Annotated in this window: 16 protein-coding genes; 15 read left to right on the forward strand and 1 reads right to left on the reverse strand. The window is 40.2% G+C overall.

The features are described 5' to 3' along the window. Window positions 1-58 precede the first annotated feature (58 nt). The 14 genes from H6731_08135 (at window position 59) to H6731_08200 (ending at window position 14,426) form a co-directional block, all read left to right on the forward strand. Entirely contained in the window at window positions 59-550 is a 492-nt protein-coding gene (locus H6731_08135) for a VOC family protein (GenBank protein ID USN50227.1), read from the forward strand. Window positions 551-658: 108 nt separating this feature from the next. After that, window positions 659-1,537 carry a hypothetical protein gene (locus H6731_08140; protein ID USN50228.1) on the forward strand — a complete coding sequence of 293 codons (879 nt, stop codon included), beginning with the start codon at window positions 659-661 and terminating at the stop codon, window positions 1,535-1,537. Between the two features lie 204 nt (window positions 1,538-1,741). Next, entirely contained in the window at window positions 1,742-2,401 is a 660-nt protein-coding gene (locus H6731_08145; protein ID USN50229.1) for a cytochrome c3 family protein, read from the forward strand. After that, the gene (locus H6731_08150; GenBank protein USN50230.1) at window positions 2,398-5,577 is read left to right on the forward strand and encodes a TAT-variant-translocated molybdopterin oxidoreductase; all 3,180 of its coding nucleotides are present in this window, start codon (window positions 2,398-2,400) and stop codon (window positions 5,575-5,577) included. The genes H6731_08145 and H6731_08150 overlap by 4 nt, the downstream gene beginning before the upstream one ends. Next, complete coding sequence (gene nrfD / locus H6731_08155) at window positions 5,578-7,002, forward strand: polysulfide reductase NrfD (GenBank protein USN50231.1); 1,425 nt, start codon at window positions 5,578-5,580, stop codon at window positions 7,000-7,002. A 35-nt stretch (window positions 7,003-7,037) separates the two neighbouring features. Further along, window positions 7,038-7,577, forward strand: coding sequence for a DUF3341 domain-containing protein (locus H6731_08160; protein ID USN50232.1), 540 nt, complete (start codon window positions 7,038-7,040; stop codon window positions 7,575-7,577). A 3-nt stretch (window positions 7,578-7,580) separates the two neighbouring features. After that, window positions 7,581-8,192 carry a cytochrome c gene (locus H6731_08165; protein ID USN50233.1) on the forward strand — a complete coding sequence of 204 codons (612 nt, stop codon included), beginning with the start codon at window positions 7,581-7,583 and terminating at the stop codon, window positions 8,190-8,192. Next, the gene (locus H6731_08170) at window positions 8,174-9,391 is read left to right on the forward strand and encodes a hypothetical protein (GenBank protein USN50234.1); all 1,218 of its coding nucleotides are present in this window, start codon (window positions 8,174-8,176) and stop codon (window positions 9,389-9,391) included. Before H6731_08165 ends, H6731_08170 begins: the two co-directional genes overlap by 19 nt. Window positions 9,392-9,400: 9 nt before the next feature. Next, complete coding sequence (locus tag H6731_08175; GenBank protein ID USN50235.1) at window positions 9,401-9,712, forward strand: hypothetical protein; 312 nt, start codon at window positions 9,401-9,403, stop codon at window positions 9,710-9,712. Between the two features lie 10 nt (window positions 9,713-9,722). Next, window positions 9,723-10,610 carry an SCO family protein gene (locus tag H6731_08180; GenBank protein ID USN50236.1) on the forward strand — a complete coding sequence of 296 codons (888 nt, stop codon included), beginning with the start codon at window positions 9,723-9,725 and terminating at the stop codon, window positions 10,608-10,610. A gap of 16 nt (window positions 10,611-10,626) precedes the next feature. Further along, window positions 10,627-11,622, forward strand: a complete 996-nt coding sequence (gene coxB, locus H6731_08185; protein ID USN50237.1) for a cytochrome c oxidase subunit II — start codon at window positions 10,627-10,629, stop codon at window positions 11,620-11,622. Between the two features lie 33 nt (window positions 11,623-11,655). Then, window positions 11,656-13,290, forward strand: a complete 1,635-nt coding sequence (gene ctaD / locus H6731_08190; protein ID USN50238.1) for a cytochrome c oxidase subunit I — start codon at window positions 11,656-11,658, stop codon at window positions 13,288-13,290. 20 nt (window positions 13,291-13,310) lie between these two features. Beyond that, window positions 13,311-13,964 carry a cytochrome c oxidase subunit 3 family protein gene (locus H6731_08195; GenBank protein ID USN50239.1) on the forward strand — a complete coding sequence of 218 codons (654 nt, stop codon included), beginning with the start codon at window positions 13,311-13,313 and terminating at the stop codon, window positions 13,962-13,964. Window positions 13,965-13,973: 9 nt separating this feature from the next. Beyond that, window positions 13,974-14,426 (forward strand): cytochrome C oxidase subunit IV family protein, encoded by a 453-nt coding sequence (locus tag H6731_08200; GenBank protein USN50240.1) that lies wholly within the window; start codon window positions 13,974-13,976, stop codon window positions 14,424-14,426. 264 nt (window positions 14,427-14,690) lie between these two features. On the opposite strand, the gene H6731_08205 is transcribed toward H6731_08200, so the two are convergent. Beyond that, window positions 14,691-14,861, reverse strand: a complete 171-nt coding sequence (locus H6731_08205; protein ID USN50241.1) for a hypothetical protein — start codon at window positions 14,859-14,861, stop codon at window positions 14,691-14,693. Between the two features lie 337 nt (window positions 14,862-15,198). On the opposite strand from H6731_08205, the gene H6731_08210 reads away from it, so the two are divergent. Beyond that, the gene (locus tag H6731_08210; GenBank protein USN50242.1) at window positions 15,199-15,378 is read left to right on the forward strand and encodes a hypothetical protein; all 180 of its coding nucleotides are present in this window, start codon (window positions 15,199-15,201) and stop codon (window positions 15,376-15,378) included. Window positions 15,379-15,744: the final 366 nt, after the last annotated feature.

A 15,744-nucleotide genomic window follows, 5' to 3' on the forward strand; every position in this document is an offset into this window, starting at 1 on the left:
AAGAAACTGTTTTGAAATAGTTTCTTAGCTAGTGGTAGAAATTTTTTAGGAGTACCTCATGCCAAAGCCCGCACCAAGCTTTATACCTCACGGAATGCACACTATTACTCCGCACTTGTGGTTTAATGGTGATTGCCAAAAGGCAATTCAATTTTACCAAAGAGCTTTTGATGCCGAAGAGGTATCTTTGGTATATTCCGAAGATAAACCACAAACAGTTATGCATGCGATGCTTAAAATAGGTGATTCATATTTAATGATGGCGGATGCTTGGCCAGACACTTCAGAACAGGGCCCTGTTAAAACTACGAGCGTTGGCATATGGCTCTATGTTGAGGATTGTGATGCTTTATTTAAGCAAGCAGTAGGTCAAGGCTGCAAGGTAGTTATGCCTCTGATGGATGCTTTTTGGGGTGATCGTTTTGCCAAAGTACGGGATCCATTTGGGCATTGTTGGGCGATCGCGACTTATAAGTTGCTAATGAACGAAGAAGAAATAAAACAAGCCAAAGAAAAATGGATGCAAGAAAATAAAGTTGATTATTGTTGAATGAGTTGGGCAAATTAATTTTCCCATAAAGCTGCATTGTGCAGCTTTTTTGGTATTCCTAAGTTAGTTGATGATGAGCGGCTTCATCTAAGGAGGAGCAAAATGCTTATGAGCGGCGGTAAATTGTTTCAAAATATTTCGATAAATTTACTACTGATGTGTTGTGCTCAGATTATTATTGCTGCTCAAGATGACAATTCGCTTATTTTTCGAGGGCATTTTCCGGCTGTAGAAAAGAAGGGTGTTTCCTTTTTAAATTCATTTGCATCTGAAGCAAATATTACTCGTTATCTGATCGCCAACCAACATCATGTGTGGCGAGCACGTGTAATGTCAGATGTTGGTCTCATTAACTTTTCTCCATCAGTGCTATGGCACACTGGGCTTACAATGGAGACTTTGGTCGACAATCAAAATGATATCAACTTTAGACTAGTGCAGGTTTACTATCAGGTTTTGACTGCTTTTGATTGGAATTTGGGAGATCAGTCTTTTAGATTTGGTTATCGGCATCGTTGTAGTCATGGTACAGATGGCGCTGTCAGTAGTCGTATAACAATTCGATCAGGGCCAACGTTGGTCTATCAGAAAAATTGGTTACTAAAACATGCGAACATCTCTATTGAGCCAGGTACGAATTTGTATTTGATCGGACAAAATAGTGATTTAATGAATCAGCTGCGAGGAGAATTATTTTTTAATTCTCAAGTATTGTTTCCCGTGTACAATTCTCTTTCATTGCTTTTTGTATCGGGAATCAATTTTCTCTTTAATAGCGAAGGAAATAATTTTCTTTACTTTCCTTTTAGCCCATTAAAAAATTGGGAAATAATTCCATTATGGGGAGCACGTTTGGCACTGAGAGTAGAGCCTGGTAGAATTAAGAGCGATATTGGGCTGGCCTATCGACAAAATTTTGACAGCAGCTTAGGTCATCATGCTGAAAAGCTTCACCTACTTTCGCTTGAACTCAATTTCATGTGGTGAAATTTTTCTAACATGAACAGATGATTTTGCTCCTGCGTTGCATGCGCTGTTTAAGAAAAAGTGGTATTTATATTCTGCTTCTTCATTAAATTAGTAAACAAAATCGTCGCTATTTTAGAAATATACTGGCTTGCTATTTGTTAGTTACCTGTATATCAGAAAGTAGTTTAGGTTTTCATTAGCTAAAAAAGAGTGGTTGTTGCCATGCCGCAGATATTTCCAAAATGGAGCAATACCGTTGCAAAGCTGCTGCCTGTCGTTTTAGTGATTGGTGTTGGTTTTAGCGTTTTTGTATTTTGGTATTGGTTTTCGCCTCTAAATTTGGAGGTGGGCTATGAACCTCATCAGCCGATCCCTTTTAGCCATAAACTTCATGTTTCTGACTTGGGAATTGACTGTATGTATTGTCACACTCAAGCAGAAAAATCTGCATACGCAGGTGTTCCTTCTACTCAAACCTGCATGAATTGCCATGAGCATCAAGCCAACAAGAATTCATTGCCTTTATCGGGATTAATGCGTTCATGGCAGAGTGGTGGAATCAATGGCACACCCATCGAATGGAAACGCGTACACAAAATAGGTGGATATGCATATTTTGATCACAGCGCTCATATCAGTGCAGGAGTTGGTTGCATAAGTTGTCACGGAAATATTGACCATATGCAAATAGTTCGTCAGGAAAAGCCGCTGAGCATGGGATGGTGCTTGGAATGCCATCGCAATCCTGCTCCGAATCTTCGTCCTGTGAATGAAGTTACCAACATGAATTATCATCAGTCAGAAAATTATAAAAAAATGGCACAAGAGCGAGAGAAAATGCTCAATGCGCCAGTTGAAAGTTGTTCAGGATGTCACCGATGAAACAATTAGTGAACGAACAAAATGGCGAGAAAATTACTTACTGGCGTTCAGTTGATAGCCGTCGAAGAACTGCTGAATATCTGAAATCGGTTGAAGATGAATTTGCTCCTGATATGACTGACATTTCAGCGATGGATCGAAGATCAATGCTGAAAGTCATGGGAGCTTCAATTGCGCTTTCTGGTTTGGGAGGAGTGGCTTGTCGTAGGCCTGAAGAAAAAATTCTTCCTTACGTGAAAGAGCCCGAAGGTTTTACTGCAGGGATAGCGCAATTTTTTGCAACCGCCCAACCTGGCCCTTTTGGAGCATCGGGGATTTTGGTAGAGTCGCACGAAGGAAGACCAACCAAAGTTGAAGGGAACCCTTCCCACCCTGAGAGTAAAGGTAGAGCTACGACTCATGCGCAAGCATCGGTATTAGAAATATATGACCCTGACAGATCACGCTACCCTGTGCGCCTTAAAGCAGGTGATCATCTTCCTGCTGAATGGACCGATTGGGATTCGTTTCAATCACAGCATTTTTTGGAGCTTAAAAGAAAGGGTGGAAAAGGTCTTGTTTTTGTTTCGGATAGCGATTTATCACCGACATTTTTGCGTCTTAAAGAAGAAACATTAAAGATCTATCCTCAAGCTAAATTTTTTGTGCATGAACCAATGCGTCAAAAAAATGTTGAGAACGCACAAACAATTGCGTTTGGCAAAAATAAAAGAGTTCGTTACCATTTTGAGAAGGCAAAAGTAATTTCAAGCATATTTGCTGATCCATTTGTCCTGGCTCCTCAAAGTATTCGTCATATGCGAGGCTACGGAGAGAATAGAGTCGTTCATAAAACTGGCGATGCAAAAAATATGAATCGTCTATACGCTGTGGAGGCAGATTACAGCCTTGCCGGAACAAATGCCGATCATCGATTGCGTTTGCCTATAGGTTTAGCAAAAACTCTAGTTGAAGGGCTCGCTTACGAACTTCACGCAACCCATGGGCTGGATATTGCAAGTTCCATTCCTGGGGCAAAAAGTTTATCAAGTATAGTGAGTCGTCCACCAACGCTTAAGGGTATCGATAAGAAATTTTTGTTAGTGATGGCTAAAGATCTTGCGCAAAATCGTGGACAAGCTTTGGTTGTTGGTGGAGATCATTTAGCTCCTGAAATTCTCGCCATGATACATGCCATAAATGTTACTCTCCAAGGATTTAATAAAGTTTTTGATACACTTGATATTAACGACCAAGATGCTCAGCAGCATTTAGCGGCTGGTTCAACTGAAGCTCTTATCGAAGAGCTTAAATCAGGTCAAACCGATACCTTGGTCATGCTTGGAGTAAATCCTGTCTACGATGCTCCTGGAAAACTTGCCTTTAAAGCCAGTTTGGCTAAAGTAAAAACTGTCATCCATTTGGGAAATTATCGTGATGAGACAGCCGTAGAAAGTACGTGGCATCTTCCACAAACACATTTCCTCGAGGAATTTTCTGATACTCGTGCTTATGATGGTAGCGTTACTATTATTCAGCCACTGATCATGCCTCTGCACAAAGCACGATCAAAAATTGAGTTGATGGCTCAGGTGGTGGGACAGAATGCTTTCAAACCATTGGAATTGGTTAAAGAGACTTATAAAAATAAATTTGACGCAGTACTTTTTGCTAAACAGTTCGATAAGGTAATACACGAAGGTATTGTCGCCAACTCTACCTTTCCTCAAGGTCCATTGAGATTAGATTGCCAAAAGATCTACGAGGGATTCAAAGCTCAAAGCTCGAGAGCCCCAAATAAAGAAAATCTGGAATTTATTATTTCGTTTGATCGCAAAGTTCTTGATGGCCGCATGGCAAATCACAGCTGGGTACAAGAACTGCCAGAGCCTGTGACAAAAATAAATTGGGATAATGCTTTGCTGATGAGCCCAATGGCAGCGCGTGAATATAAGATAAAAAGCGGCGTACAAAAAAATACCTATGTCGCAGATGTTGTTGAGCTGATCGTTGGAGAGCAAAAAATTGAGTTACCAGTTTTTGTTGTTCCAGGTTTAAATGATTACTCAGTTCTTGCTACGCTTGGCTATGGTAGAAGAAATGCTGGAGTCATAGGTACTGGAGTGGGAGTAGATCTTTATCCGCTCTTATCAGACTATTCAAACATGGTGTTTCACGGCGCAAAAATAAACAAAACTTTAAAGACTCATAGAATTGCCACCACACAAGAGCAGTTCGCCATGAATGCCGATGTGGTGCAGGAAACGGATGTTTTGCATTTGCAAAATAGAGATCCTGCTCGAGTCACTGATATAGGTGATTACTTAAAGAAACCGCTTCATGCCAAAGAGAAGGGAATTCCTCAAAATCTTTTGGTAAAGGAGCATGGGAAGAAAGAGAAAGTTCCACTGCAGATTACCGACCCATGGGAATATTCCAAAGGAAATCAGTGGGGAATGGTAATCGATTTAGCGAAATGCACAGGGTGCAATGCCTGTGTCATTGCCTGCCAAAGTGAAAATAATATTCCGGTGGTAGGAAAAGAGCAGGTTATCCGCGGAAGGATTATGCACTGGATACGAATTGATCGCTATTTTGTTGGTGATGTGAAAGCACCTCAGGCGATCTCTCAGCCAATTCCTTGTCAGCATTGTGAAAATGCTCCATGTGAACCAGTGTGTCCGGTGGCAGCAACTTCTCATGATAGTTCTGGGCTGAACGTTATGACTTATAATCGCTGCATTGGTACGCGTTATTGTGCAAATAACTGCCCTTATAAAGTACGACGATTTAACTATTTTGATTTTTCCCATTCGGGTAATTTGTATGTCGAAAAGGATATTGTTGAACGACAAAAAACTTTGAAGTTGCAACGAAATCCTGATGTGACTGTTCGTTATCGCGGTGTGATGGAAAAATGTACTTATTGTACTCAACGCATTCAGGAAGCTAAAATGGCTGCCAGAAGAGATGGGCGAGATCAAGAAAACTTGACCGATGGACTTGTGACTCCGGCATGCGCACAAACGTGCCCAAGCGATGCCATTGTTTTCGGTAATATTAACGATCCTAAATCAAAAGTGGCAGCTTTGAAAAAAGTCGATAGAAATTATACTTTGATCGACGTGTTGAATGTGCGTCCGAGAACGTCCTACTTGTCCAAGCTTCGTAATCCTCATCCTGAGTTGGTGGCATAGATGGTATCCAAAACAATTGAGATAAAGACAGGTACAATCGCCAGAGGCGACGTGGTGATTCCCGAAAGTGTAGAGCACCGTGAAGATCTGGTACGTGGTCCTCATAAATTCGGTGATATTACCAATATCGTGTGTAGTCCGGCGGAAAAAACTTTTGCTCAGATGCATATTGGTTGGAAGATCGGCTTTGCCGTGGCAGCAGCCTTATGCACTATGTTTTTGTCGGGCATAGGCTATTTGATTTGGGAAGGTGTGGGGATTTGGGGAAACACCGCACCTGTCTATTGGGCATGGGATATTGTCAACTTCGTTTTTTGGGTGGGTATTGGGCATGCTGGAACACTGATTTCTGCCATTCTATTTTTGTTTAGGCAAAAATGGCGAACGAGTATTAACCGTTATGCCGAAGCGATGACGGTGTTTGCGGTTATTTGCGCGCTTGTATTTCCTGCAGTGCACGTAGGTCGTGTTTGGACTGTGTATTGGATGTTTCCGTTACCCAATCAGATGTCCATGTGGCCAAATTTTCGCTCTCCACTTTTGTGGGACGTTTTTGCTGTGGGTACCTATTTTACTATTTCTCTACTTTTTTGGTGGGTAGGTTTAGTTCCTGACCTCGCTACTTTGCGAGATAGAGCAAAAAGCAAAATTGCTCAAATAGGTTATGGTATTTTTTCCATGGGTTGGACTGGGTCTACCAGGGCATGGGTAAATTATGAACGCGCGTATTTGTTACTTGCCGCGCTTTCAGCGCCTCTTGTGCTATCCGTTCATAGTGTTGTGTCATTTGACTTTGCGGTTTCACAGCTTCCTGGTTGGCATACAACTATTTTTCCTCCTTACTTTGTTGCTGGTGCGGTGTTTAGTGGCTTTGCTATGGTGCAAACACTTATGTTGCCTGCAAGAAAGTGGCTTGGGCTCAAAGATCTTGTGACTATGAAGCACATTGAAAATATGAACAAGATTATTTTGGTTACGGGCACTATGGTTGGTTACGCCTATGCAATGGAATTTTTTATTGCTTGGTACAGCGGAAATGAGTATGAGTCATTTGCTTTTATCAACAGGGCATTTGGGCCCTATGCATGGTCGTATTGGATTATGGTTTCCTGCAATGTGATAACACCACAGTTGTTTTGGTCAAAGTCGATACGTACCAACATTACTGCAAGTTTCATCATTTCGATATTTGTGAACATTGGTATGTGGTTTGAGCGTTTTGTTATTACAGTTACTTCGCTAAATCGGGATTTCTTGCCAAGTTCCTGGCATTACTATGTTCCTACAAAATTTGATTTGCTGTTTTTGGTTGGTTCATTTGGTTTGTTCTTTACCTTATTTTTGTTGTTTATTTGGCGTGTTCCGGTGATAGCCATGGCTGAGGTTAAATCTATTATGAAGTCGGCAAATCCTCATCACCATTAAGAAATTGAGAGAAATAATAAGGAAGGCATACTGTTATGACTCGAGCGAAAAAAGAGATTGGTTTACTGGCGGAATATGATTCACCACACGCCATCTATCAAGCATGTGAAAAAATACGCGACGCAGGTGTTCGCAATTTTGACTCATACACGCCCTTTCCTGTTCATGGATTGGATAAAGCAATGGGCTTGGGACCAAGTTATTTGCCATGGCTGGTACTAGTTGCTGGAACTACTGGTGCATGTTTGGCTATGTTTTTCATGATTTGGTGCTCGGTATATGATTATCCTCTTAATATTGGAGGAAAGCCGGTATTTAGTATACCTGCTTTTATACCAATCACCTTCGAGGTAACAGTTTTATTTAGCGGATTGACGGCGGTTTTTGGAATGTTTGCATTAAATAAGCTGCCGACGTTTAATCATCCGCTTTTTAATATCAAAGATTTTGCCCGAGTGACTGATGACGCATTTTTTGTCATGATCGAATCGAGAGATAAAAAGTACGACCGACAAAAAATGAGTGAATTTTTAAGTAAAACAGGTGCTAAATCGGTTGTAGTGGTGGAGAACTAAGTGATGAAAAAGTTTTTAGTCTTTGCGCCATTATTGTTACTGATTCTTCTCGAAGTTGGTTGTCGAGGATACACTACTGATAAACCGCCAATCCACGTTAATCCCAATATGGATACTCAAGAAAAAGGGCGTCCATATCGAGAAAGCGATTTTTTCCAGGATGGAACCTATATGCGTGCTCCCATTGAGGGAACAGTTGCACGAGGAGCTCTAAAAGAAGATGAGCATTTTTATTTTGGAAAAATAAATGGTCAATTTGCACGATCGCTACCGAAAAATTTGGTGATAGATGAAAAATTTCTCCAGCGTGGACAGAGAGTATTTAACCGTACCTGTGCGGCCTGTCACGCTGATATCGGTGACGGTGATGGGCTTGTCGGAAGACGTTTGACCGTTAAGCCAACATCTCTGCACAGTGATTACATGTACGGACTTGCTCCTGGTCATTATTTTGATGTCATTACCAATGGTATTCGTACGATGCAGTCGTATAAGCACATGATCAATGAAAATGATCGTTGGGCAGTGGTGACCTATATAAGGAGCTTGCAAATCAGCCAGGATGTAAATGGCCAATGGATAGAAAGGAGTGCATCGTGGTGGAAACAACCTTAAATTTAACTGATACCGAGCTTCCTAAGGGATCCCTTTTAAGGCGCCTACCTTTGGTTTTTATTGGACTTGGCATCGCGTCTTTAATCTATTGGGCGGTCCAATATCAAATGGATCATGCTCGAGCGATGTATGGCTATCTTTTTGCCTTTATTGCTGTTTTATCACTTGCTTTAGGATGCCTCGTATTTGTACTGATTCAACACGTTACACGAGCTGGCTGGTCAGTGACAGTGCGGCGTATTGCCGAGGTGGCAGTAGCCTTGCTTCCTTTGTTCATTATTTTTTTCATCCCTATCGCTTTATCGATACATGATCTTTTCCCCTGGACTCATAAAGAGCACATCGATGAAATTTTGGCAGCAAAATTGCCTTATCTCAATGAGAATTTTTTTATGATGCGGTCCTTTGGGTATTTGTTGATTTGGGCCGTGATGGGAGTAATTTTTTATAGATTATCTCTAAGCCAAGATGCTAAAAATAATTTTAAACTTACGGCCACAATGCAAGCTATCAGCGCGCCATCAGTAATAATTTTTGGTCTTAGTGTAACCTTTGCTTCATTTGATTGGGTGATGTCGCTTCAACCTCATTGGTATTCCACTATTTTTGGCGTTTACTTTTTTGCAGGCTGCCTCCTTTTTGGTCTGTCCTTTATTACCTTGGTAGCAATGCTGCTACAAAAAATAGGTGTACTCAAGACAGCGATTAGCAAAGATCATTATCATGATCTTGGTAAGCTGATGTTTGGCTTTACAATTTTCTGGGCGTATATCTCGTTCAGTCAATTTATGCTTTATTGGTACGGAAATATCCCAGAGGAAATGGAGTTTTATACCCACCGTATGCACAATGGCTGGGATAGTCTCTCATGGGCCATTCCTGTGATAAATTTCTTTATTCCCTTTTTGGCTCTCATGTCACGAGTATTAAAACGGGTAAAATTGGTGCTTGCCATAAATTGTTTGTGGGTAATTTTTGTGCACTTGATCGATCTTTATTGGTTGATTATTCCAGCTTACAACGACCCGGCTATGCACGAAGGGCCAACTCATTTCCAAGTAGCAATGGTAGATATTCTTGCTTTTTTGGGAATCGGTTTGATTTTCTTGGGCGCTTATTTATTGGTGCTGTGCCGTCGTAAGCTTTTGGCCTTGGGCGACCCTCGTCTTAAGGAATCTCTTGCGTTTGAAAATATTTAGAGGTGATGTGTGTCTGATCAGTATCATATAGCGGCTGAAGGCGATATGAAGCCAAAGGCGAGTAGACACATAGTATATTATCTGCTCGTCTTATGTGTGTTGTTGTTTGTTACCATATATGCCCTGATAATCATGTTCCGTTTTCAGCTTGACGAAGAAAAGGAACAGAAAATTGGTCAAGTTATGACCCACGAAGCTATGGATCAAAGGGCTTTGTCTGAGGCTTATCTGTCGGGAAAACAAGGTATTTTTCCTGATAAGAACCACATTCCTGTAGAAGAAGCGATGGCCAGATTTCTAAGTTCGCTTCGTAAAGAATAGTAGTTAGGTCATGGCTAAATTTTATTTATTAATCGGTATTGTGGCCTTAGGCATTGGAGCGCTGTTGTTTGGCATATTAAACTTTTGGCAAACTCCAGCAGGTACCGTTGCTGATTCAGTTCATGAACCACAACAAGAAGGATCTCTTTTAGTTCCTAAGGAACTTCGCAATGCACAGATCGAGGATAAGGCAGGTGCACAAATACCGCTCGATATTGCCATGACTAATCAAGATGGAGAACCCGTTACCTTGGGACAGTATTTTTCAAAAAAAGATCCTCGTCCAGTTATTTTGACTCTCGGATATTATGGCTGTCCAATGCTTTGTTCCTTGGTTCTCAATGGACTGGTCGAAGGGCTCAAAAAAGTAAATTATAAACTGGGAAAAGAATATCTCATCGTATCGGTAAGTATCGATGAGAGAGAAAAATCTGACTTAGCTAAAAAAAAGCAAGCATCCTATTTAGCAGCTCTTGATGTATCGCAAGAAGAAAAAGAAGTATGGACTTTTCATGTGACGACAAGTGCAGAAGCTCAAAGATTAGCTTCTGCCGTAGGTTTCAATTATTACTACGACAAAAAAATTGATCAGTTTGCACACGGCGCTGGTTTTTTTGTGTTGTCCCCGCAAGGAGTTCTTTCACGCACATTATTTGGAATTAGCTACGAACCAAAAGATATAAAACTTGCTCTTAGTGAAGCAGTTGATGGAAAAATAGGTTCTTTTGTCGATAGGGTTCTTTTAAGTTGTTTTCATTATGACCCTGATTCTCATCGCTATGGTGTTTATATTTTTGGAGTGATGAGACTGTGCGGAGTTGTTACGATTTTAATCTTAGGTGTGGTCTTAATTTTATTTTTTCGCGGTGAAAAAAGACGCGTGATCTCCTCGATCTAAAGGTGCAGGATTAGTGATGGAAAATCTAAGCGAACTGCTCAAAATGGTGGTGCCAGTAGAATGGCTTTTTAGTGTAATGCCCGAGCCTGTTTCTGATCACGCAGCGGCTCTTGATTCACTGTTTTGGTTTTTGGTTATCACATGCAGCATTTTATTTCTTTCTGTAATTGTGCCGATGGTGCTGATTATTTTCAGGTATCGAAGAAAAAAACCTCATCAACGGGCGGAGTCACAAAAAGATCATAATTTTTGGTTAGAGTCTGCATGGACATTCCTGCCGTTTATCTACCTGACTGTACTTTTTGTATGGGGCTTTAAACAGTATATCGATATATATGTTCCACCACATGATGCTATGGAACTTAGAGTTGTTGGGCAAAAGTGGCAGTGGTCTATAGATTATCCTAAGGATGAAATCTCGGTAGCAGGTGTTGGGACTGAAGTCTATGTTCCGGTGAACACCCCAGTTAAACTTGTGATGTCATCGCAAGATGTGATTCATAGTTTCTTCATTCCCAATTTAAGAATAAAGCAAGATGTTGTTCCTGGAAGTTACACCACTTTGTGGTTCAATGCTCATAAACCAGGCACATATCCCATACTGTGTGCTGAATATTGCGGAGATTTACACAGCCAAATGTTAGCGAAACTTGTGGTTGTTCCTGCAAATGTTTACAGCAATTGGGTTGAACAGCAAAAAGCTGCCAACTTAGATATGCCACTTCCTGAACTTGGTAAAAAACTTTATACCAAGCTCGGCTGTGTCGCTTGTCACTCGATCGATGGAAGTATTAAGCTTGCGCCTAGTTTTAAGGATTTATATGGCAGGAAAGAAGAACTCAGCACTGGGGCTTTTGTTACGGTGAACGATGAGTATATTCGCCAATCAATTTTAACCCCGCAAAAACAGATTACCAAAGGTTTTCCACCAATCATGCCGACATTCCAGGGGCGAGTTAATGAACGCGAAATCTCGGGGATAATTGCCTACATAAAATCATTGAGTAATTAAACATTATAAATTTTGAGATAAACGAGGAATAACATGAGTACTCATAGTCATGCCCATAGGATGAACTATTTAAATAGTAAAAAAGGATTTTTATCATGGGCCCTTACGCTCGATCACAAGCGGATAGGGGTGATGTACTTAGTCTCCATTCTATTTTTCTTCTTGATAGGTGGATTATTTGCTTTGGCTCTTCGAGCAGAACTGTTGACTCCAGGCAAGAATTTCGTTGATGCAAAAACCTATAATCAATTTTTCACGCTTCACGGTGCGATTATGGTGTTTTTGGTTATTATCCCCGGTATTCCTGCATCACTGGGAAATTTTGTTTTACCATTGCAACTTGGTGCTAAAGACGTCGCTTTTCCTCGGCTTAATCTCATGAGTTATTACATCTATGTTATAGGCTCATTATTTGCTGTTTGTTCGATTGTCTTCGGTGCAATTGATACGGGGTGGACTTTTTATGCGCCCTATTCAACCTCAGCGGAAGGTAAAGTTGTACTGATGGTAACTGGAGCTTTTATTTTGGGCTTCTCATCCATTTTTACCGGTGTCAACTTTATTGCCACTATTCATAAGCTGCGTGCACCAGGAATGACTTGGTTTCGTATGCCGCTTTTTGTGTGGGGAATGTATGCCACCAGTATCATCCAAATTATGGCAACGCCTGTTTTGGGAATCACCCTTGCTCTCATTATTGTGGAGCGACTGATAGGTATAGGAATTTTTACACCTGATTTAGGTGGGGATCCAGTGTTATTTCAGCACTTCTTTTGGTTTTATTCTCACCCTGCTGTATACATTATGATTCTACCGGGAATGGCTATTATCTCTGAGCTTGTAACAACATTTAGCCAAAAAAAGATTTTTGGTTATCGTTTGATTGCTTACTCATCAATAGCAATTGCCGTTATTAGCTTTTTGGTATGGGGGCACCACATGTTTGCTTCAGGTCAATCAGCTTTAGTAGGAATGATATTTTCAGCACTTACATTTTTAGTTGCTATTCCATCTGGGATTAAAATGTATAATTGGATAGCCACCATGTATAAAGGCTCGATCTCATTTAATACGCCTATGCTTTATGCTCTGTCATTTTTGTTTTTGTTTTGTATCGGTGGATTGACCGGAGTATTTTTGGGAGTGCTCTCGGTAGACATACATTTACATGATACTTATTTTGTTGTTGCACACTTTCACTACGTGATGGTAGGCGGAACTTTCATGGCTTTTATCGGCGGCATTTACTATTGGTGGCCCAAGATGTTTGGAAGAATGTACAACGAAAAAGTTGGTGCATTAGGAGCATGGCTAGTTTTCTTAGGATTTAATACCACATTCTTCGTTCAATTTTTTATGGGATCCCAAGGAATGCCTCGTCGATATTATAGCTATCTAGAGCAATTCCAGACACTGCATCAAGTTTCTACGTTTGGATCATTTTTATTAGGAATCGGATTTTTTGTAGTTCTCTTTAATCTGTTGCATTCGCTTTTCAAGGGCAAGAAAGCTCCAGCCAATCCCTTTCATGCAACGACCTTGGAGTGGACTCATACCCAATCTCCACCGATCAGCCATAACTTTGACGAACAACCTATCTATAATCATGAACCCTATATTTATGAAGATGAGCTGCATTCAATTCACGGAAACCTTCAGAAAGCTTAAAGTAAGAGCGGGAGTTTTTTATGGCACAAAATGAAAAGGCGGCGCTATTTCCTTTGGCCGACCATTATGCAGAGCCTCAGCAGCAGCTTGAAGCAGGCAAACTTGGCATGTGGCTTTTTTTGGCTACGGAAATACTGCTGTTTGGTGGACTCTTTGTTGCATATTCTATATTTCACTACATGCATGGTGATTTATTTAGAGAGGCTCATAAATTATTAGACGTGAAGCTTGGGGCAATAAATACTATCGTGCTTTTGTTTTCAAGTCTCACTGTCGTGTTGGCCATCCATGCAGCACAGAGAAATAAACGGCACTTCATTATATTGAATCTTGCCATAACTATTGCATGTGCTGTTGTATTTTTGGTAATCAAATATTTTGAGTACTCTCATAAATTCCATGCTGGCTTATTGCCCGGAAATTTTTTTGTTAATGGAAATCTGTCAAATCCTGATCAGATTCATATCTTCTTTGGCATATACTTTCTTATGACCGGGCTTCACGGTATTCACGTTTTGATCGGTATTATTATTCTTACGTGGCTTTTGCTTCGTTCGGTCAAGGGAGATTTTTCATCGCAATACTATATGCCTATCGAGCTTGGCGGGCTTTATTGGCACTTGGTGGATGTAATTTGGATTTTCTTATTTCCGCTTTTGTATTTGATTGCTTAGAGGTCACTCATGTCACACACTTCAATGGTTCAAGGACCTAAACCTCATGCCCATTCGGTTTGGATTTATTGGGGCGTATTTTTTGCTTTGGTTCTTCTCACCATAGCGACGGTTGAGTTGGCGCATTATGATTTTGGCAAGTTTAGCATTGTGGTCACCCTATTGATTGCGGGTACTAAATCCTTGCTGGTCATGGGCGTATTTATGCATCTTGCTTTTGATAATAAATTTCTCGCGGTAATTGCCGGTTCATCATTTTTGTTTTTGGCACTTTTTATATTGTTTCCGATACTCGATGTCGGCTCACGAGCAGATATCGATTCAGAGAGAGCTAATTTCCTTCCTCGAGATGAAAAGGTCTACAAACACCATCTGGATAAACCTGACGATTTGCCTTTGGGTCCTGGGCTGCAAGAAGAGCATAAGGACAAGTTAATCTTTATTAAACCAGGGCAACACTGAAATTGACCATAAATAGCTAGAAGTCCATTAAGCACACAAAAGAGCGTTTATAACGCTCTTTTTTTCGCCCATAGATAATTTTTAGGCGATAAAGCAATAAGAAACTGCTTTGAAAATACTTTCTCAGCTTAGTGAAAAATTATTTTCAAGACAGTTTCTTAGCTCGACTTTGGCCGAAATTTGATGATTTAATTTTTCATCATCCACGTTATGCGGCCTGGCAAAGTGCTTGAAGAATAAGGTTGTCATTCTTATTGCTATTATTCAACAGCCGCATGGTGCCTGGGTTGTTTTGAAATAGGTGATGCCAGGGACTGTTGTAGGGATCGAAGCCGAATACCCTTGATAAGTTCGTGTGGTGATAATTCTTGCAGCAAGAAGTTCACTCAGCCAACTCAGACTAGGAGAACTGAGGCATTCGGCAAAATTGTTCATGAAATCTTTTAAGAAGTGCTCTTTGCATTTCTCGGCAGCTCTTGAGGGTAGATCAGCTTATTCCAATCTTATGTTCTCTTGAAGCTGCCGATTCGTTTCAATTTCGGCCAAAGTCGAGCTTAGAAACGGTTTTTAAAGTATTTAACGAAAGCTTTTTGGTTAATTTGTTCATCAAAAAAAAATCCTCAAAAATCATTAGCTTAATAATTTCAAAATAGTCTCTAAGATTTTTTAGGTATTTTTAAGGTCTCTTAAATATCAAAAATTTAAAGTCATAACACCAATGGTATTTCTTCACGTACGGTAAATCCAATCAAAATAGAAGAAGTTGAAGCTGATGTGGAATTTTATGTGCAACAAGCAAAATGAGCGCTGGCTTTGGCATACCATTGAGCATGAAACTGGTGAGGCCCTGGCATATATCATTGGTCAATATCAAGATGCTGTCTTGCTTAAGTTGAAAATCTTACTTGAACCTTTCAGCGTAAGGCATTTTTTAACCAATGGCTGTGGATAGTATGAGCGTCATATTAGTGCAGAGCAGTTATCAATAGGAAAGGTGAACACTCAAAAATAGAGAGGAAGCTTCTGACTATGTGCACAAGAATCAAGCGCCTGAAGGTGAAAACTATTTGCTTTTTGAAATCTAAAAAAAGCGCGATATCGTTATTATATTCCTTTGTATATGATTTAAAATTTTATAGAAATTGATGCAATAAAATTATTTATGATGTTTTTTATTTGTTATTAGTGTTGGTTCTATGATTGTTAAAGAGTTTTTTGTTTGATTTTTTTAAGCTTTATCTTTTTATTCGTTGGTCTTATGTAATTTTTTGTTAAACAAGGTCAATTATTACTAAAATAGATGAGTCTTTGGGGAGTT

The organism is Myxococcales bacterium (assembly GCA_023898405.1).
GTDB lineage: Bacteria > Myxococcota > UBA727 > UBA727 > JABDBI01.